General features: G+C 35.9%; 21 protein-coding genes. 6 read left to right on the forward strand and 15 right to left on the reverse strand.

Features of this window, described 5'->3' with window-relative positions; genetic code table 11:
• Positions 1-90: 90 nt before the first annotated feature.
• The gene (hutP, locus tag ACFFIX_RS14835) at positions 91-540 is read right to left on the reverse strand and encodes a histidine utilization transcription antiterminator HutP (protein WP_378935276.1); all 450 of its coding nucleotides are present in this window, start codon (positions 538-540) and stop codon (positions 91-93) included.
• A 338-nt stretch (positions 541-878) separates the two neighbouring features.
• On the opposite strand from hutP, the gene ACFFIX_RS14840 reads away from it, so the two are divergent.
• Positions 879-1,385 (forward strand): DnaA N-terminal domain-containing protein, encoded by a 507-nt coding sequence (locus tag ACFFIX_RS14840; protein WP_378935278.1) that lies wholly within the window; start codon positions 879-881, stop codon positions 1,383-1,385.
• Positions 1,386-1,432: 47 nt separating this feature from the next.
• Positions 1,433-1,684, forward strand: coding sequence for an alpha/beta-type small acid-soluble spore protein (locus ACFFIX_RS14845; protein ID WP_378935280.1), 252 nt, complete (start codon positions 1,433-1,435; stop codon positions 1,682-1,684).
• A gap of 103 nt (positions 1,685-1,787) precedes the next feature.
• On the opposite strand, the gene ACFFIX_RS14850 is transcribed toward ACFFIX_RS14845, so the two are convergent.
• From ACFFIX_RS14850 to ACFFIX_RS14895, 10 genes are all read right to left on the reverse strand, one after another.
• A complete protein-coding gene (locus ACFFIX_RS14850; protein WP_378935282.1) occupies positions 1,788-2,054 on the reverse strand; it encodes a hypothetical protein in 267 nt (88 codons plus the stop codon).
• A 27-nt stretch (positions 2,055-2,081) separates the two neighbouring features.
• Positions 2,082-2,417, reverse strand: coding sequence for a hypothetical protein (locus ACFFIX_RS14855; RefSeq protein WP_378935284.1), 336 nt, complete (start codon positions 2,415-2,417; stop codon positions 2,082-2,084).
• A 100-nt stretch (positions 2,418-2,517) separates the two neighbouring features.
• Positions 2,518-2,853 carry a hypothetical protein gene (locus ACFFIX_RS14860; RefSeq protein ID WP_378935285.1) on the reverse strand — a complete coding sequence of 112 codons (336 nt, stop codon included), beginning with the start codon at positions 2,851-2,853 and terminating at the stop codon, positions 2,518-2,520.
• An 18-nt stretch (positions 2,854-2,871) separates the two neighbouring features.
• Positions 2,872-3,699 carry a YfjC family protein gene (locus tag ACFFIX_RS14865; protein ID WP_378935287.1) on the reverse strand — a complete coding sequence of 276 codons (828 nt, stop codon included), beginning with the start codon at positions 3,697-3,699 and terminating at the stop codon, positions 2,872-2,874.
• A 10-nt stretch (positions 3,700-3,709) separates the two neighbouring features.
• On the reverse strand, positions 3,710-5,302 hold the full coding sequence (locus ACFFIX_RS14870; RefSeq protein WP_378935289.1) for a T7SS effector LXG polymorphic toxin: 1,593 nt from the start codon (positions 5,300-5,302) through the stop codon (positions 3,710-3,712).
• Positions 5,299-5,586, reverse strand: a complete 288-nt coding sequence (locus tag ACFFIX_RS14875) for a DUF5344 family protein (protein WP_378935292.1) — start codon at positions 5,584-5,586, stop codon at positions 5,299-5,301. The genes ACFFIX_RS14870 and ACFFIX_RS14875 overlap by 4 nt, the downstream gene beginning before the upstream one ends.
• A complete protein-coding gene (locus tag ACFFIX_RS14880) occupies positions 5,579-5,998 on the reverse strand; it encodes a YwqH-like family protein (RefSeq protein WP_378935294.1) in 420 nt (139 codons plus the stop codon). The genes ACFFIX_RS14875 and ACFFIX_RS14880 overlap by 8 nt, the downstream gene beginning before the upstream one ends.
• A 410-nt stretch (positions 5,999-6,408) precedes the next feature.
• Positions 6,409-6,813, reverse strand: coding sequence for a DUF350 domain-containing protein (locus ACFFIX_RS14885; RefSeq protein ID WP_378935296.1), 405 nt, complete (start codon positions 6,811-6,813; stop codon positions 6,409-6,411).
• A 24-nt stretch (positions 6,814-6,837) separates the two neighbouring features.
• Positions 6,838-8,082 carry a glutathionylspermidine synthase family protein gene (locus ACFFIX_RS14890; protein WP_378935298.1) on the reverse strand — a complete coding sequence of 415 codons (1,245 nt, stop codon included), beginning with the start codon at positions 8,080-8,082 and terminating at the stop codon, positions 6,838-6,840.
• Positions 8,082-8,459, reverse strand: coding sequence for a hypothetical protein (locus tag ACFFIX_RS14895; protein ID WP_378935300.1), 378 nt, complete (start codon positions 8,457-8,459; stop codon positions 8,082-8,084). The genes ACFFIX_RS14890 and ACFFIX_RS14895 overlap by 1 nt, the downstream gene beginning before the upstream one ends.
• Positions 8,460-8,548: 89 nt before the next feature.
• On the opposite strand from ACFFIX_RS14895, the gene ACFFIX_RS14900 reads away from it, so the two are divergent.
• Entirely contained in the window at positions 8,549-9,013 is a 465-nt protein-coding gene (locus ACFFIX_RS14900) for a hypothetical protein (protein ID WP_378935302.1), read from the forward strand.
• Positions 9,014-9,165: 152 nt separating this feature from the next.
• Complete coding sequence (locus ACFFIX_RS14905) at positions 9,166-9,819, forward strand: CPBP family intramembrane glutamic endopeptidase (protein ID WP_378935304.1); 654 nt, start codon at positions 9,166-9,168, stop codon at positions 9,817-9,819.
• Positions 9,820-10,205: 386 nt separating this feature from the next.
• Here the strand turns inward: ACFFIX_RS14905 and ACFFIX_RS14910 are convergent, their stop codons facing one another.
• Positions 10,206-10,475: a hypothetical protein gene (locus ACFFIX_RS14910; RefSeq protein WP_378935306.1), complete on the reverse strand. Its 270-nt coding sequence runs from the start codon at positions 10,473-10,475 to the stop codon at positions 10,206-10,208.
• A 17-nt stretch (positions 10,476-10,492) separates the two neighbouring features.
• On the reverse strand, positions 10,493-13,108 hold the full coding sequence (locus tag ACFFIX_RS14915; protein ID WP_378935308.1) for a putative amidoligase domain-containing protein: 2,616 nt from the start codon (positions 13,106-13,108) through the stop codon (positions 10,493-10,495).
• A gap of 225 nt (positions 13,109-13,333) precedes the next feature.
• Between ACFFIX_RS14915 and ACFFIX_RS14920 the strand changes: the two genes are divergently transcribed.
• A complete protein-coding gene (locus ACFFIX_RS14920; RefSeq protein WP_378935310.1) occupies positions 13,334-14,017 on the forward strand; it encodes a hypothetical protein in 684 nt (227 codons plus the stop codon).
• A 146-nt stretch (positions 14,018-14,163) separates the two neighbouring features.
• Here the strand turns inward: ACFFIX_RS14920 and speE are convergent, their stop codons facing one another.
• The gene (gene speE / locus ACFFIX_RS14925) at positions 14,164-15,045 is read right to left on the reverse strand and encodes a polyamine aminopropyltransferase (protein WP_378935312.1); all 882 of its coding nucleotides are present in this window, start codon (positions 15,043-15,045) and stop codon (positions 14,164-14,166) included.
• A 316-nt stretch (positions 15,046-15,361) separates the two neighbouring features.
• On the opposite strand from speE, the gene ACFFIX_RS14930 reads away from it, so the two are divergent.
• Positions 15,362-16,717: an arsenic transporter gene (locus ACFFIX_RS14930; protein ID WP_378935314.1), complete on the forward strand. Its 1,356-nt coding sequence runs from the start codon at positions 15,362-15,364 to the stop codon at positions 16,715-16,717.
• Between the two features lie 120 nt (positions 16,718-16,837).
• Here ACFFIX_RS14930 and ACFFIX_RS14935 read toward each other — a convergent pair whose 3' ends face one another.
• Complete coding sequence (locus ACFFIX_RS14935) at positions 16,838-17,503, reverse strand: YwrJ family protein (protein ID WP_378935316.1); 666 nt, start codon at positions 17,501-17,503, stop codon at positions 16,838-16,840.
• Positions 17,504-17,546: the final 43 nt, after the last annotated feature.

Consider the following 17,546-nt stretch of genomic DNA (forward strand, 5'->3'; position numbering starts at 1 on the left):
ATACAAAAAGGAGGCCATACCAATGGAAACACCTTAAAATGGTGTTTTCCATTGATACAGCCCCCTGCTATCTAATAACTATGGGCGCATCTATATGTGATTAATTCCTAAACCAATCGCTTCGTGCTCGGAGCCTTTTACTGGTGCTCCAATTGTTCCGTAAAGGGCAATGGCGATCCATTCTCCTTCACTTTCTTCTACATACGGCTTTCCACGTACAACGGCAAAGCGCAATCCGACCGTTCGGAGTACACTTCCCAATAAAACTTGCCCTCTTGTCACACCATGAAGTGCTTCCATGATTGCGTGATAAAGTGCATGTGTTTCTCGGTATCCTTCACTAGAAATCACACCTTGGCGCTTTGCTGCCGTTTCGATTGCAGCCACCACTTTGTGCGTTTCCATTGATCCCGTTTTGCCTTGACAATAGGTAAACCCTTGCTGATTTAGCTGTTCCAGATAAAGCGCTGCTTCCTCTTCGCTACTCAAAGCTAAAAGCATCGCATTTCGTCCCATTCGTTGATCAGGTTGTAAGTTCATTAAGTTCTCTTTTCATACAGAATTTTCTGAATAACTAATAACTTATTGCTATTGTATGTTGTACCGAAATGTTTTGTCAATAAGATAATAGTTTTAAAGCTCTATATTACTGAATAGTGGCGGTATTTTCCTTAAAGTTGATTGACTACATGTACTTATCTTGCTGAAAAAAGTGTATCCATTATATTCTAAAAACTGCTCTAAACTAACAAGTACACTTCGTTTATTTTCATTATTTATTAGTAAATAACAATTCATACAAGGTCAAAAGGGATTGATAATTATGTTAAAATAAATGAGTTAAAACCAGTTCAAAAATAAAAGGAGTGATAAAAAAAATGAACCAGCAAATTTGGAAACAGGTCTTGCAAATTGCCGCTGAAAGAATCTCAAAACCGAGCTTTGAAACTTGGCTAAAATCATCTAATCTAGTAACAATAGACGAAAAGAGAAAAACCGCAACTGTTTCAGTAGAAAATGAATTTTGTCGTGACTGGGTTGACGTGCGTTACAAGAGCCTTCTTGAAAATATACTCAACCAGATAACGAATACTGTTTACACCATTATTGTAATATCAACAAACTCAAACAATCTTACTACTGAACCAGATCCCCTCGGCTTGCCTATTAACAAAAACTACACATTCAGCACATTTTCAGAAAATCAAGGTAATCAATATTCTAATAGTTCCTTGAATGGCCGACTAGAGACGGAAAAATCAAGTACAACTTACACAAAAGAATTACTGGAAAAGATTCTTATTGAACAAAAACGCACAAACGAGTTATTAGAAAAAATAGTAACCTTGTCAACTGAGGATCAAAGAAGTAATCCATTAGAATAGTTTTTTCCTCACTGGTCATCCTACTATAAAAAGGATGGGATCATTATATGACCAGAAGAAATAAATTACTTGTCCCTGAGGCAAGACAAGCTGTTGATCAGCTGAAAGCAAATGTTGCGAATACAAAAGACCCTGCCAATGCAAAATTTGAAATGGCCAATGAGGTTGGTGTTCCATTAACAAAAGGAAACAACGGAAATCTAACTTCCAAAGAAGCTGGAAAAGTTGGCGGTCGTTTAGGTGGGAATATGGTAAGAGAGATGGTTAAACTAGCTGAGGAAAAGCTGAAAAAACAATAAAATGAGCTGGTGATTCTTTAAATACTTTTTGAGGATCACTCGCTCTTTTTTGGCTTTATTCCACTCGGGTAATAATATCCTATGAAAGCTACCAATCTTCTTATCATACAAAAACTCGCCAACCAAGAACAACAACAACTAGCATAAACCCACCTACAATTCTTTTATAAGTTGGGTTAGACCAATGGTTGGTAGTAAAACTCAGAGCCGCGGCTAATGCAGCAGCTATTCCAAAGAGGTATACACCTCCTAAAATGATCGGATTACTATTCGCTACAAGCCCATCTTCAACAAAAATTCCTAAATAAACAATAAAAAAGACGACATATAAAAAACCTATTAACATAACAGCAGCGAGGAAATCCTTCAAGTTATCACGTCCTTGCTTGTGTTACTTTTATGTATAAATGAATCCTTCAATCACCCTTAACAAATAATCTAAAATATCATAAACAATGATCCCAATAATCATATAAACAAATGCATAACCCAGTAAATAAATTCGCTTTAAAAACCAATTATGATGGTCCACGCGTTTCCCTGCCCAATAAGCAATTCCAAAAAAGGTAGCAGTAAAACCATTTGCAATCTTTAAGAAGAAATTATTTGTATTATGGAAATAACCCCATTCATACCAATCTATCATTAGACGCCCCCCAAAGAAGATTGCTAAGAAATATCCTCCTTGAGAAGCCAATATGCCCAAGATGGCAATACGAACTAATTCAGTCATAGTGCTCCTTTTTTATCTTGATCTTTATAAGAATTAATTTCCTGTTTCATTTTTTTATTTACCCTATCGTTTCTCCTGAAATAAAGAGCATTTTGGATTATTATGTATAAATGAATCCATCAATAACATTTAGAAAATAATCTAAAATATCATAAGCAATCATCGCGATAATTATATAAACAAATAGATAGCCCATTAAATAAATTCGCTTTAAAAACCAATTATGATGGTCCACGCGTTTCCCTGCCCAATATGCAATTCCAAAAAAGGTAGCAGTAAAACCATTTGCAATCTTCAAAAACCAATTATTTGTATTAAAGAAATAACCCCATTCATACCAATCAATCATTAAACGACCTAACAAAAAGATTGTAACGAAGTATGCTCCTTGAGAACCTAATATGCCTAAAGCAGCAATACGAACTAACTCTGTCATAATAACTCCTTTTAAAACTTAATTTTTTACTGCCTTATTTTTCACTTTAATTAATTGTCTTGAGTATGACTGAACACCTTCAAGGATTTCTTCCCATTTTTGATCATCTGCATGCTGAATTTTTAAAGGTAGCTCCTTTTCATGTTCGTATTCTGACAACCAAACTCCTTTTTCAGCTTGAAAGAAAAAAACAATATTCTCCATGTATAGCTGACTCGCTTCATCAATTGAAAATAGAGAAATATTTTCCATTTGGTGCTTATGAGCTGATAAGTCTACAAGGAAGTGTTCAAATGCTTCTTTTTCTTGAGGATTTCCTTTGAATTTTTTCTCAACTAGCTTTTGTTTTTTGGGGTTGCTTAAAAGATCAAACGATTTATCCGATAAATTAAATGAAAGTTGATTTTGATTTTCGTTAAGTAGAGAAAAAGAATAAAAGTCTCTTAGAGTACTTGGGATTTCAGATTCAGTCATAAAAGCAAACTCATGAATAACTTCATCATCCACAAAATGATAAAGCCATGTATCTTCTTCGACATAGTGAAAAATTAAATTCGCATTTTTTTTTGAATTTATAGCACGAATTATAACATTACTATTTGCATAGATCTCTAAGAACTTCATTGTTTCTTCATTAATAGGATTTAGTCCCATCTGATGGTTAGGTTCATCCCAAATACCCTTCATTCTCAATTGATTCACAGTTGTTTGAAAAATTGCCTCTATTTCGCCAGTATTTTTTGTTTTAATCGGGTCATAAAGTAATTCCCTAGCTTCCTCATGCAAGTCTGCTGTTATTAATAATATGGTTAGTTCTTCTTTAGTCATTGTAATAATATGGTCCATAAAAATCCTCCTATTTAAACCAGGAACCGATAGACTTAAAAGCGTCTCCTGCTTTATCTTTTAAGTTTGATCCAAATTTCACGACTGCTTCTGTAGCATTACCACCAACTTCTTTTATACTATCACCATATTTGGTACTTAGTGTCGCTCCAACTGCTGCACCTATTGCTCCACCTACCACGATACCAACAGGTCCTCCAAAGCTACCAATAACCGCTCCAACTTTGGCACCAGCTGCTGTCGCGCCAAGGTCAACGATTGTTCCTGCCGCAAATCTTCCTAGTTTGTTACTGACCGACTTATCTACATTTGAAGAATCTGTAAACTCCTGAAAATTAGAAACAACCGTAACAGCATTTCCTACAACAGGAATTCCCCTTGAGACCTTACTCAATCCTTTGGTATCTGCCACGTTGCTTGCTAATTCTTTAAGTCCATATTTTGAGCGTTCAACTGCTATTGCTTGCTGTCTTAACAATGTCTCTGGGGCTGTTTTATTTTTAGCGAAGCCGGTAATGTGTTTAGAAAAACTTGATGGATTTGGATAACCCTTGAAATATTGGGCAACTTCCTTTAACAGTTTGTTTTGAGGAAGTGGACTTTGCTGAATCTTATGAACTAATCTAGCGATTGGGTTTGAATATCCCGTTGATGCTTTCCATGAATCACTTGCCCGAACGGTAAACGTATAATTGCGCTTAAACCGATCAATCAGTGAAGGTTTGCCATTAGGATAGTGGATGCTTACTGATCTCGAAAGGATTGTATAGTATCCCGCAACGGCCATACGTGAACCGACAAAGAGATTATCACCCCAGCCCATTGAATCTTTAATACTTTTAAAATAGTCGAGAATGTTATGTGCAATGGATGTGTATTGCTTAGTAGCTAACTCTTTTTGTAGTTCAGGAGATAAGAATTCTTCTGCTCTTACTAGTAAAGTAGAATGCAAGTCTTCATACCAATCATGCTTGGTAAAGTCACCACTTTTGTAGTCACGAAGAGAAAAATTCTTTGCTTGAACAGCGTTAGTAAGTTTTTCTATGTAGTTTCTTAGGATTGTAACATCCTTATGTATCGCTGAGATACCCTGAAGTTGTTGGTGGTCAAATTCTTCTAGACTTTCTGCGGTTTCTTTTCCCCTTCTTAGTCCTAATTCGATCCCCTCAATAACATCTGCATCTTGCAGTCCTGGCAGGTGGACGATATCAGAAATAGTATCTGCTTGTCGATTCAGTTGATCCACCATGTCAGTAATTGTAGAACGAAGACGTTGTAATGAAGAGGTAAGCTCATGTTCCAAGAAGGATGTCTCAACATAGGCCGTACTAGCTGAATCGAAATCCATACGCGCACTTTGATAATGCTCTAAAAATGTGAGAAGCTGTGTAACTGTTGCTTCGTAAAATAACAACAAGGGATGATGGCTCTCCCGGTAAAACAGTTTAATCGCGTCTCCACCATCACCAGTAAGCGCGTTATCTAACGTTGACAGAGTGACAATTTTATCAAAGACACTCTTCATATCCTTCTGTTGAGAGATAAGATACTGACGAATCGATACTACCCAAGTATCAAGTGACCTGGCGTCTAAGGTCGTCATACAAAATCACCCTTCCTCATGCTTGAAGCAGTTGCTCGATCTGTTTCTTTAACTGTTTCAATTAAACTAGTTGTTTTCTCAAGTTGATCTGCAAGGATGTTTTGATAATTAATGATCGCAGACGTTAGCTCATTCATTAAGGATTGAAGTTCTGTGAGGGATGTTAACTGGTTTTTTCCTACTTCTACTGTGGGAAGATCTGTTTTAACCGATTGTATCGCAGATGTTGCACTTGAGATCGCTTCCTCAACTTCTGAAAAGTCTATTTTAATTTCCTTACTCATACGTTAACATTTCCTTTCTCCGACTCTCTAGTTGAGAAAGTCTTGTTTGCTGACTATAAATACGAGATTCTAAGGAATTTAGTTCATTTTTAATTTCTGTTATTTTTACTTCTAGAGCTTGTTCAAGGTTACTATATTGATAATTTAAGAGTTGGTGAAATTGATTTACAATTGATGTTTCCCGTAGATCTTCAAACTCTTGAGCATTGGAACCAACCCAATTTTGCGAATGAAGTTCTGGTCTCCTAATAGACGGTAAAATACTAAAAAGGTCTTCGTGAAGTGTGAGTAGCTGTTGATTACACTGTATTAGCCGTTCCAACTGTTCCCTCTTCTGATGTACATCCTGATTTAGATAACTAATTGTAGAATGAACGGAATGAATTTGTGATGAAAGTTGCTCAATTCCCATATTACTCACCCTCCCCATCGTCAAACATAAAATAATTTAGAAAGTTTTAATGATAGTAGCAATCACCCAGATTTCTGCTTTAAAGCATGCATCTTTTGTCCTTCTATGCCATTTCTTTTCCATGCGATTTTAACAGACTCATTATCCAAGAATTAGAAACAGTTGTAAAGAATTATTGGATATTATAGTTAAAAATGCATATTATTCCCCATTGTCAATGGTCCTTTTTCCCTTTTCTATCCAAATCCAAACTAACAAAAAACACATCTTTCATACTAGGAGGTTACCTATTCTTTAAAAATGAAAAAGAAGACCTTTCGCCCATCTGTTAATGAGTGAAAAAGTCTTTAATTTGGTATGTTCAAATTAACCTATTTTGTTTTTTACTTACTTGATCCTAATTACTTCACTTAATACGTTAACGAAGCAGCAATCACCAGTCCAATTGCAATCGATAAAAATAATAAAAACAACCCCACAGCTTGGTTATCCTCATCAATTGCTTTTTTAATATTAAATTTTGGTGTTATCCACTCCGCTATGTAGAAAAGGACAATTTGGATGACGATGGCGATGGCGCCCCAGATGACCATGTCTAGTAGATTGACTGAGTTTGTAATTGCAGCGTGAAGGACGATGGCTAATCCAAGGATTCGACCTCCAAAAGCATAAACTGCCGCTTTGTTTCCGTTTTTAATGAGTTCGATTTCTTTATTTTTTGTAGTTAATTCAAATAAAATAATTCCTACGATAAGAAGTATTGAAGCAACTCCGATATAAGCGAAGGTAGATAATAGTAAATCCAAAAATGTCATACATTTCAACCCTTTCTTTTTAGCTTAAGGTTTTATTCCCAGCGGTAAAAAATACGCTCCATTGTCTGTGATTTGATTTCCTGCTCTAATCCCAATTCCGCTTGCTTTTCCGTTTATTAAAAAGCTGCCGATTAAAAGCTTAGCCATTTTCTTTCCATTTGTTGTTTGAATTGGATGAGACGGCAATTCAACATATTGCTGATAGATTGGTAGTGAACTTGCATATGTTTTTGACGTATCTTCAGCGATTTTTTCCATTCCCTCATAAATCTCAACCGTATCTCCCTCTCTACCAAAGCTTGGTTTTTTCACATATTTGATTTCGCTTTTTAGAAAATGATCCTCTTCCAAATAGGTAGGTAAGAAGTATAGTTGAATCCATTCCTTTTCTTCCTCTGAAAAATAGGGAGAATTCATCTCAAGCAGCCCCCAAATGACAGCTAGAATCGCTTTTGATTGAAGCAAAAATGACGAGATAGGATTTAGAATGACGAGCTTACCTGCAATAACAAGCTCTAACAATTGAATTCCGACTTTATCTTGTGATGCCTCATCTCGATCGAGAATGAGTTGCTCTAATGGATACGTTTGACGATAAAGAACATCAATTTTTCTGCCTGAATCATCGAATAGCCCCACATTTTTGACAATTCGTAGCTTTTCCAAAGGACAATATCTGGCTTGTAGGTCACTGAGCTCCATTAAGTACGTTGTCGTGTACTTGTCTTCAATATGATCACCATGTGAAGTGAATACCACATATGGTTCATGAGCTTGTTTTGTTCGAAAACACGCTTCACCTATCGCCTTTTTTATTGCTTTTCCTAACTCGATTTCTAACCCTTGATTCGGATCGGTTAATGAAAATTCACGACACATTTTAGCATTCACATGAAAAACTTCTTTCTCAAACGTCGGTGTGTCTGCATTGAGCTCGAGTATTTTTAAGCCATTCTCCGTTTTCACAAGATCAATTCTTGCAATCACCGCTTCAACCGGTAGAGATTGGTGTCTGATAAAGGGCAGAATTTCCTTTGGAATATCTAACTGTAGCAATGTTGGATCCTCTGAATTTCTTAGTAGCTTAGCAGTTTTGAAAAAGATCTGACCAATCCGATTTGTTGCTTCCTTAATTTCACTAATTTCTTGTTCAGTCATCAACACAAAATCATACAGAGCGTATTCACTGCCATTTAAGTCGTGCCAGAAATCGGTGAGCTCACTATACACCTCTTCTCGTTTTTTCCGGTGCACTTCAATAGAAACCATTAACCACCAGTTCCTCCAGATGTTCCAGAACCAAATCCTGATGAGCTGCTGCTGTCTACCGAGCTTGTTGTCGTCGTGCTTGTCGTTTTACTGCTACTGCTTTTCGGTGTAGAAGTTGGTTTTATTGTACTTTTCGATGAATGATATTTCCCTCCAGAGTAATATTGACCATAATAAATTGAGTCATCATCATCACAAACCCAGACATCATCCTCTAGTTCTAAATCTTCACATTCTTCCCTATTCGATTCCGGAACAGATGACGAAGAAGGCTCAGATGTTGGTTGCTGGGTGTATTGCGGCTGGCCACATCCTGATAGCGCAGTCACCATCGCAGCAGAAACAATCCCTGTCAAAAGATTTTTAGTTTTGCTCAAGAAGTTTTCCTCCTAAAATTCTTCTAGTTCAGTAATAAATTACCTTATTATAGTATAGTAGACTTAATACCATTATTGGAGTGATTTTTTTGAAAAAAATAACGGGCCTTGAATATCGAGTCAACGATAAGGAAAGAGGGTATCCTGCACTTTACCATTATGACAGGCTGAATCAAGCTGAAATATTTTGCAGAAGATTGTGTGATTATTTTATTAAAAATGGCATCGTGTACCATCAAACCTCGTGTTCATTAGAGCGAGAAATGTTCGTCATCTATGTTGAAGAAGCTCCTGGGGAAACTGTTTTTCGAGACGAATTAGCTTATAAACATGTTACCTTAGAAATTCGCATGAATTCTGAGAATGAAGAATCAAAGTTACTAAAAACACTTGAACTTTTTTCACACGATGAGGTACTCTCACTTTTAGGAAACGACTTCTTACAAATTGAAGGTCTTGAAGAATATGAATTCAAAAAAACTTCCGCTGAAATTGACGAAGACCGCTCTACATATGTTCTCTATGTTGAGCTAACTGGCGAGAAATTTAATTAGGAGGTTTTGTTATCAATCAGGCAATACTTCGAAGTGTTATTTCCTTGTGTTTGTTTACATCTCTTATTATTTTAATTCAGACAACCAACTATTTATTTTTAAGCTTATGGGGCATTTGTGCTATTTTTCTTTTCTTACGATCAGATAAGTTTATGAAGTTATTTATTTTAACAAGTGTATTTTTTGGAATCGGTTTCTTTCTATATTTATATGTAACTTCTCATTTGCTTATCGATGTCCAGTCAAAAGAATTATATGTATTTTTAGATAGACTATCATTATTGTTCATTCTGGTACCCTTATTATCGTTATCTCTTTTATATAAGATTCCATTCATTAGGTATTGGGGTAAAACGCATTGGAATGAAATGATTCATTTTCCATTTGTATGGTCGGGTTTTCATCAAACAAAAATAAGACATTTTCTCCCCATAGCATTAGCAATCAATGTTTTGATACTTATTCCATTTATTATTCAAAATGGATGGTCATCTTTCCAAGATGTTTGGTTAGTAGCCCTTATCTTTTCAATTACAAATGCAACACTTGAAGAATTACTATGGAGAGGAGCCCTTTTAAGTCGTTTTTCCGAGCAATTAGGTGATAAATGGGCAGTAGTAATAACCAGTTTAGGTTTTGGCTTACAGCATTATTCGCTTGGCTTTCCTTGGATTGTCTGCATTGCTTTCTCTTTTGGTGGATTCTTTTATGGAGGCATAACGATTAAATCAAGAAGTATTATCCCTTCTTTAATATGGCATATCGTCCTTAATATCCTAATGGTTTTCAGTGGTTTGATCGTTTGAATCATATTTTTAATGACTTATTGTTTGTTGGTTTTGCTTTTTTACATTTTAGACAAAGTATTAATTGTTCCTAATAAGAAACCCAAGCTGCTCTTAAATTAAGAACAGCTTGGGTTTTAATGTTTAATTAAAAAAGGGATATCTTTTTCATTTAAACAACGAGTCATTCTATCACTGTAATGATCCATGGTGATCATACTCATTGCCACTTTAAGGGTAAAGTAACCTACATCTATATTTTAATTATTGGAATAGTCGTTACGTCGCTCATAAACATGAGCTTACTTCTTAGTTCTTTAAAGGTTGATTTAGTCATTACACGGTGGGTAACTTTTAGAAGGATCATCGTATTTTCATATAAGTGTGGTTGCAAAATTTCGTACACCTCAGCACCTGTCTGACAAAGATAAACGGTGTTTGGATTCATCCCCGAGATTAGTACATAATTCGGGTTGATCTGTTACAATTACGACTGAGTGATTATCCTTCCAATACTTCCCTCTAACTCTTTCTCGATCAATATGAAACACCAATGTATGATCGTCAATCTCTTTTTTTGCGTAGTTTAGCACTTGTTTAATCATTGGATTTTTCGTGCCGTTTTCGGCGACAATTCCAATCTGATTGAGGATGTCATATAAAGCCAAGTTTTTCATGATAAATCACCGCCTCTTTATTTCTCATCTTCTTTGTAACCTGCTAATGACGCTGCATAATTGAGTAAACGGATGCCTGCTAACGTGCGCAGTTTATATGCTCTAATTTGTGAAAATAAGCTATCGGGCTTCGCATTAATTTCAAGCAGTTTAATAGAGTTGTATTGATCTATACATAAATCAACTGCTAGCTCTCCAAATCCCCCAACTTTTTCTTCTACAGTTGCCACTATGCCATGAGAGGCTTTTGCTAATTTGTTAATCACGTAGCGTCGTTCTGTTAGATCTGGATATAGACTATTGAATACTTTGCTCAACCGCAAATTCATTTCCGATTCTTCTGTCATCACATCTTCACTTGTAAGACGAGTAACCATCCCAGTTCTAAGCCAGATTTGTTTTTCATTTTTCTGCATATATACACGGATCTCTAGATTTTTTCCGTTATATTGTTTTCGTCGAATTCCCTCCTGAACGAGATATGGGTTGTCTTTCATCAGAGGCGTTAGCATTAAATATAATTCTTCAGTAGTGTTAACCTGCTGGAATAGTTTCCGATTGAGATCCATCCAAAATATTCCTGCTGGTCGTCTAATCACCCTTATTACTCCAATGCTTAACGCACCGCCTAATGGCTTTACATATATTTCTCCAAATTGATCAAGCATTTCTGTTAGATCAGCAGGATCCTCTAATAGACGGGATTCTGGAAGATATTCCTCATGCTCTTTTGTGAGCAGTTGATGAGCCTCCCATTTATTTCCTGTCAATTGGAATAAAGCTGGTGGATTGACAAATGGAATTTTATTAATGGATTGAAGCTTGGCCCGGACTTCATCTATGTCAACACCTTTTTCTTTACCACCCAAAAAGTAGCGGTCGTAAATGACGGCTGGAAATGGAAAAAGTCCCTCACCAGTGATCGACGTTCCCTTAATTAATTGTTGATCCCAGAGTATGTCCCCAGGTTCAAAAACATAAGCAAACATTTTCTTTTCATGCGCAAGCTTACATAAGTGTTGAAAATACGTCGTTTGTCTTTCAAAAGGACGGGCAGCGAGGATTCCTATAATGGGACCTAGTGTAATAACGCCATTTGCAGCTGATAATTTAGGACTCCACTCTTTCGGCACATTCAGTTTTTCGCGCAGAGATTTGGAAAGATGGATGCTATTTGGGTTACGAAATGTGAAGGGATAGGCTTGAATGATCGCAGGTGACATGTTTTTTCCTGCACAAACGAAGGTAGTGTCTCCTTCTTTAAGGTCATATTTTAACCTCATTCTCTTTGGAATTTGGATGATAAGTCCAGGATCATAAGACTCTTTAGAAATTGTCACTCCCCAATTTCTACGAAGATCTATTGACTCATTGATTGGATTTTCATTTTCAATCATGTTGAATAAATGGGATAATTCACTTTCATATTTGGAGTAACTTGAGGTCTTCATAAGTGTTGCTTTTATCTCTTTCCATAGGCTTTTTAGAAAAAGACGATTCCCATGATAGTAAGCCCGTTGAACAAGTGGATGAAATAAAAAATCACTCTTTAATTCATGATGATGTAGTGCGACAAGCTTAGCTAAACATAAAATAGATAGAGCAAGACTCGGATCAATGATCCAAGAACTTAACGACAAATATTCAAATCCATACGGTTTTACACGATAACGACCTAATCCACCGTGATTGGTTCTCCTTCTAAGCTTAGCTGTTCTTGTTTCCTCTATCATTGCAATGGGCAGGGCAAGATAATGGTCAAAAGCCCTTAAAAGAGATAAAGAAGAGGGGATTCCAAAATGGAGATGCCCTCCACATTGATAGCCTGCAAAAGGCATGCTCCCTGCTCTAAATTCGACATTTTTATAAGGTACCTTTTCTGATGCTTCTTGTATTAATTGTTTAATATGACTAATAAGTTCTTGTGGTGAATCTCCCTTTTCAGGTCTTAATTCCGCTAATGCATACTCACCACTATCTTTTTCAATTTGCCTCTCATCGCATCCAACAGCTCCCTCAACCGGAAAGAAAGTGGATGCAGCTAAAAGCTCATCATCACAACTCAACATAAACTCAACATCTGCCCCTATGGTAAAGGAGGGTTTTGTCTTTAATTCTGGTTCTGAATATCCAATCTTAGATTGATTAATATCCGTTACAATGAATGACTCATTAGGAAGAATTCCTATTTTGACAAAACCATGAGTAAGCCCAGTTACGTATAATCCTCGAATCGCTACGTTCGACCAGTCTGTCGGTAGACTGTTTATGTCTACTTCCTTCCATTCCCAACCAAACGTTTCAGTTCGAATTGTCACTTCGTTGTACTTCGCGCACTGAACTACTGCTTTGTAAATCTTTTTAATACTTAGTGCTTGAACTTCCACCCGATACTCGTCCTCAATTGGATAGAGCTTCGTATAAAAATCACAACCATCATCAATCGCTTGATCTTTTGTATTTATTAGTGAAATGTCATTCCCACCATGTTGACCGTATTTTCTGCCTATAATCGGATAGGTACATATTTTTGGATCTACCAGTTCAATAGATGGAACATTATTTAAATTAAGGATTTGTAGCGTTAACTCTTTATCAGATACGATACAGATTCGCTCGTTCATAAAATCCATGTGGAAAACCTCCAATACTAGACAAAAGTAGTTTCTAATATACTATGGTAACCCCAAAAAATTTCCAGTATGTTTACCCCAGTCCATCCGCCCTTTTAAGAAAAAAAGGTTAATAAATACCTTCTCCATCTCAATTTTGCTGATTGGTTCACAAATTTATCTGAAATTGCATTTGTTAGTATAGTGTGACGATGATTATTGAGGAACTATAGGGAGGCAAGAATGATGTCATTGAAGTTCATACAGCAAAATTACTTAAAATATAACAAAGGGAAAGGTTTTATATGTGGCCACGTCGATGCCTTACATGCCACACCACCTGCAGCAGATGTATTTACCGACAAAATTGTTGAGAGTCTCATAAAAAAAACAGGCTGCGCAGGGATCATTAGTTCAGTATCGAGAAATGAAGCTGATTTGAATAGAAGTCCAAACGGAGACAATGATCATGCGATAAAAGAGTATAGAGATGCTGTTAAAAAAATTGTTGAGTTCTTGAATATATTGGATGATGAGCAAAACCATATCACACAACCCTATCTTCACTTATCTTTTCATGGAATGAAGGATACCCATTACGGGCCTTATGGTATCGAGATTGGAACAGTACATGGACAATCATGTTCACCAATAATTAAAAAATGGTTTTTAGAGACTATAACAAGAAAAGCATCAGAGATCCTACCTGAAATAGAAATCGTATTTGATGAAAAATTTATTGGTGATGAATCGATTGTTTACCATAGGCTGGGGGATGGAATAGATTATTCAGGATATCATCATCACTTTCATACGTTTCAAATTGAAATATCCCGAACCATTCGTAGTAAACACCGTTCTAAAATAATTACGATCTTTTCTCACATGATCAACGAATTTCAGAAAAATTTTGTGAACAACTATTCTTGAATTCATATGGTAACAATTTTTCAAGCTACTGCTCCTCAAACTAAAAGAGTAGCCACAAGGCTACCCACTATTTTAAATTAGAAGTTTTATCACCTCTTTTTATGCTAAACATGAAAGAATTGACTATTTATTCTATTGAAGCTTACTCATTTTGTTTCTATCATTTTTTTCACATAGTTAGGCAAAACAAATGAGGATAGGAAAATTTCCGGATTGATATATTGTGCTTCTTGGTCTAATAGCTTCGTTAAATCAGCTTGAAGTGGATCCCATTTTTTCGATGCTAACGTGAAGCTCCAAATTCCACAAGGAAAAAGAGGGATTGTTACCAAATATGTGCGAACTATCGGAAATAATTCCTTCAAATTATGAACGGTTTTTTGTAGAGTCGAAGTATTATAAAAAGGAGACCCTGACTGAAAGACGGCAACGCCCTCATTAGTGAGACAATCATATACATATTGGTAAAAATCAGGCTTAAATAATTTTGCTGCTGGTCCAACCGGATCTGACCGGTCAATTATAAGGACATCATAGTTTCCTTTGTTCTTTTGAATCCAGTTGAGACCATCCTCATGGATCATCTGAAATCTTGGGTCATTGTCATAAAAAGAAGAAGGTGTTAACAAAGTCCGACAAACTTCAGTAACCCGCTGATCGATTTCTACAACATCGATTTGTTCAATTCCCGCATATTTCATCGCTTCACGTGCTGGTCCGCAATCCCCTCCGCCAATCATGGCCACCTTCTTAGGGTCAGGATGAGTCACGATCGGAATATGACTTATCATCTCGTTATAAATAAATCCCTCACCTGTTGAGATTTGCGGTGTTCCATCCAAAACTAGCATTCTTCCAAAACCTTTCGTATCAACAATACTAATTTCTTGGAATGGGGAGTGTTCATGATGCAGTAACCTTTGTACTTTGTATTCTGTTTTTGATCTGGCCTTTGCTACGTAATTCGATATCCAAAGAACACCATCATCATCTTTCTTATATCTTCTAAGTGAATTTTCCTCTGTCATCCTTTTCACCTTCTAATTAAAGCTTCATTCTCTTATTACTATGAAACAACCACTGAAGTTGATATGGTTTAATCGCAATATTAATTGGGATAACTCAAAATTAGAACTGTTTTTCAATGAACACTTGTTATCCCATTGAGTTCGGTGTGGGAGTGACCTACTAGATTGTAGCGGATTAATCAAAAAATGAGGCTTTTGTTTAGTACAACTTACATTTGAGGCACGTATATATACAGTACAAAAGATATATAAAGACAAGGGTGGTGTTACTAATTGTTCCATAACCACCTGGTGTAAGGGAGTGTGAAAAATTGATATGTTGCAAGGTTATTCGGTATTTATAACCGTCTTTGCTTTCGTTATGACAATGGCGATGATCTTTATACGTCCGAAGAATATGAACGAAGCAATTCCTGCAACTATAGGAGCTATACTAGTATTTCTAAGTGGAAGTGTCTCAATAACAGACTTAATTGACATTGGGTCAAAGGTCAATGGCGCTGCAATTACAATAATTGCTACCATTGTAATGGCAATTGTTTTAGAGAGTTTTGGATTTTACTATTGGACAGCTTTTCTATTATTAAAGACATCTAGAGGATCTGGGATTCGCTTGTTCTGGCTAACGATGTTGTTGTGTTTCTTAATGACATTATTTTTCAACAATGATGGGAGCATCTTAATTACAACGCCTATCCTAATCTTACTATTAAGGCATATCGGGTTAAAAAATCATCAAAAAATCCCATACCTCTTAAGTGGTGCGTTAATTGCAACCGCTTCGAGTGCTCCTATTGGTGTAAGTAATATCGTCAATTTAATATCATTGAAAATAGTGAATTTAAACCTTTCACTTTATACTGAGATGATGTTTGTACCAGGAATGATGGGATTACTTTTTCTATCCCTCTCATTGTTTTTAGTTTTTTATAAGGAATTACCTAGACAAATCCCAAACAACTATTCTATTCCATTACATTTCGAAAATCGAAGATATCACCCTCTTCAAGACACTTCAAATGATTTTTTAGAAAAACAAAAAAGACTGCTGATATACATCCTATTATTTGTATTTATTACTCGAATCAGTCTTTTCATAGCCTCTTATATAGGAATATCTATCTCAATCGTAGCTGTTTCAGGGTCAATCTGTTTATTAGTCTGGAGATGGTATTATTTAAGAATTAGTCCCTTCGATATGTTTAAAAAAACCCCATGGCATATATTAATTTTCGCATTTAATATGTACGTAATCATGTTTGGATTACACAACATAGGATTAACAACTCTTCTTATAGAGGCTATCGGACCCCTAGTTGAAGCCAACCTATTTCATGCAACTTTAACCATGGGAGTGCTGTTATCCATTCTATCTAATTTATTCAATAACCACCCCGCTTTGATGATCGGCACCTTGTCGTTAGCAGAAATGTCCCTCGATCCTATTACGTTAAAAACTGTCTATTTAGCAAACATCATTGGTAGTGATATTGGTTCTCTCTTATTACCTATAGGGACATTGGCGTCATTAATATGGTTGCACATACTAAAAAAACATAAAGTTAAATTATCCTGGAAAACGTATATAAAGGTGACCATGATAGTCATACCACCAACTTTAATTTTCACCTTACTTTGCCTCTACTTTTGGGTTTTACTTATTTTCTTATAGAAAACCAGAAAGTGTAAAATTTCTTTTAGTGGGGGTTTTCCTACGCACTGTTCGTGTTAGTACAGAATAAAGGGGCCAATGAGAAACCTTTCATTGGCCCTACTTTTTAGTGGATAAATGTTACGGTAAATGAGCTGATTTTAAATGGGTTAATTTCCAAAACATTGTTTCCCCATTTGCCGTTATTAATTCAACAATATTATTTCGAATATCTTTCAAAAGTCCAATTTTATTAGGGTGTTCTCCTGAATCAAATACGACAAGTTTTCCTTGATATTTCTTTAATTGTTCTTCAAATGTTCTTAATAAAGGGATTGTGGATGGTTGAACAGGAAGGACATCGTTACCTAAGGTATACGGGGTTAAGCTAGATGAGTATGGAATCATCCATTTCAGATGATGTAGAGAGATAAACATCGTTTTGTATACAGGTGAATAAAACACAAAGTAATCCGTTAGTATATTTGTTATATAACCATGGATGGACTTGTTTCCTGTCACATAAATTTCCACAAACATTCCTTTTGCATTATTTAATACTTTTCGATATGCAATTTTTTCAGTATCGTCGGTAATCGTTTGTTTAGATCGTTGACTGGTTTCTATAGGGTCTTCACTACTTAGTTTGATATTATGCAAATGAAGAAGAGGTATATATAAATATTGTAAGCCATCGAAAAGGACTATAATGTCAAGGCCGACATCAATAAGAATTCCTACAAAGACTGTTTTTCCTGTAATTTCTATGTCAACCTGTTTTCCGATGAAAGTTGATATACCATTCAATTAAGTACCCTCCTTTGTACATAAGATGATAAAAACGTGGTGC

This window comes from Metabacillus herbersteinensis (assembly GCF_042433335.1).
GTDB classification, from domain to species: domain Bacteria; phylum Bacillota; class Bacilli; order Bacillales; family Bacillaceae; genus Metabacillus; species Metabacillus herbersteinensis.

What these genes read in the sequence shown, in the direction of transcription:
- hutP (WP_378935276.1), bottom strand. Translation starts at nt 540, where the DNA reads ATGAACTTACAACCTGATCAACGAATGGGACGAAATGCGATGCTTTTA.
- ACFFIX_RS14840 (WP_378935278.1), top strand. Translation starts at nt 879, where the DNA reads ATGAACCAGCAAATTTGGAAACAGGTCTTGCAAATTGCCGCTGAAAGA.
- ACFFIX_RS14845 (WP_378935280.1), top strand. Translation starts at nt 1,433, where the DNA reads ATGACCAGAAGAAATAAATTACTTGTCCCTGAGGCAAGACAAGCTGTT.
- ACFFIX_RS14855 (WP_378935284.1), bottom strand. Translation starts at nt 2,417, where the DNA reads ATGACTGAATTAGTTCGTATTGCCATCTTGGGCATATTGGCTTCTCAA.
- ACFFIX_RS14860 (WP_378935285.1), bottom strand. Translation starts at nt 2,853, where the DNA reads ATGACAGAGTTAGTTCGTATTGCTGCTTTAGGCATATTAGGTTCTCAA.
- ACFFIX_RS14865 (WP_378935287.1), bottom strand. Translation starts at nt 3,699, where the DNA reads ATGGACCATATTATTACAATGACTAAAGAAGAACTAACCATATTATTA.
- ACFFIX_RS14870 (WP_378935289.1), bottom strand. Translation starts at nt 5,302, where the DNA reads ATGACGACCTTAGACGCCAGGTCACTTGATACTTGGGTAGTATCGATT.
- ACFFIX_RS14875 (WP_378935292.1), bottom strand. Translation starts at nt 5,586, where the DNA reads ATGAGTAAGGAAATTAAAATAGACTTTTCAGAAGTTGAGGAAGCGATC.
- ACFFIX_RS14880 (WP_378935294.1), bottom strand. Translation starts at nt 5,998, where the DNA reads ATGGGAATTGAGCAACTTTCATCACAAATTCATTCCGTTCATTCTACA.
- ACFFIX_RS14885 (WP_378935296.1), bottom strand. Translation starts at nt 6,813, where the DNA reads ATGACATTTTTGGATTTACTATTATCTACCTTCGCTTATATCGGAGTT.
- ACFFIX_RS14890 (WP_378935298.1), bottom strand. Translation starts at nt 8,082, where the DNA reads ATGGTTTCTATTGAAGTGCACCGGAAAAAACGAGAAGAGGTGTATAGT.
- ACFFIX_RS14905 (WP_378935304.1), top strand. Translation starts at nt 9,166, where the DNA reads ATGAAGTTATTTATTTTAACAAGTGTATTTTTTGGAATCGGTTTCTTT.
- ACFFIX_RS14910 (WP_378935306.1), bottom strand. Translation starts at nt 10,475, where the DNA reads ATGAAAAACTTGGCTTTATATGACATCCTCAATCAGATTGGAATTGTC.
- ACFFIX_RS14915 (WP_378935308.1), bottom strand. Translation starts at nt 13,108, where the DNA reads ATGGATTTTATGAACGAGCGAATCTGTATCGTATCTGATAAAGAGTTA.
- ACFFIX_RS14920 (WP_378935310.1), top strand. Translation starts at nt 13,334, where the DNA reads ATGTCATTGAAGTTCATACAGCAAAATTACTTAAAATATAACAAAGGG.
- speE (WP_378935312.1), bottom strand. Translation starts at nt 15,045, where the DNA reads ATGACAGAGGAAAATTCACTTAGAAGATATAAGAAAGATGATGATGGT.
- ACFFIX_RS14930 (WP_378935314.1), top strand. Translation starts at nt 15,362, where the DNA reads ATGTTGCAAGGTTATTCGGTATTTATAACCGTCTTTGCTTTCGTTATG.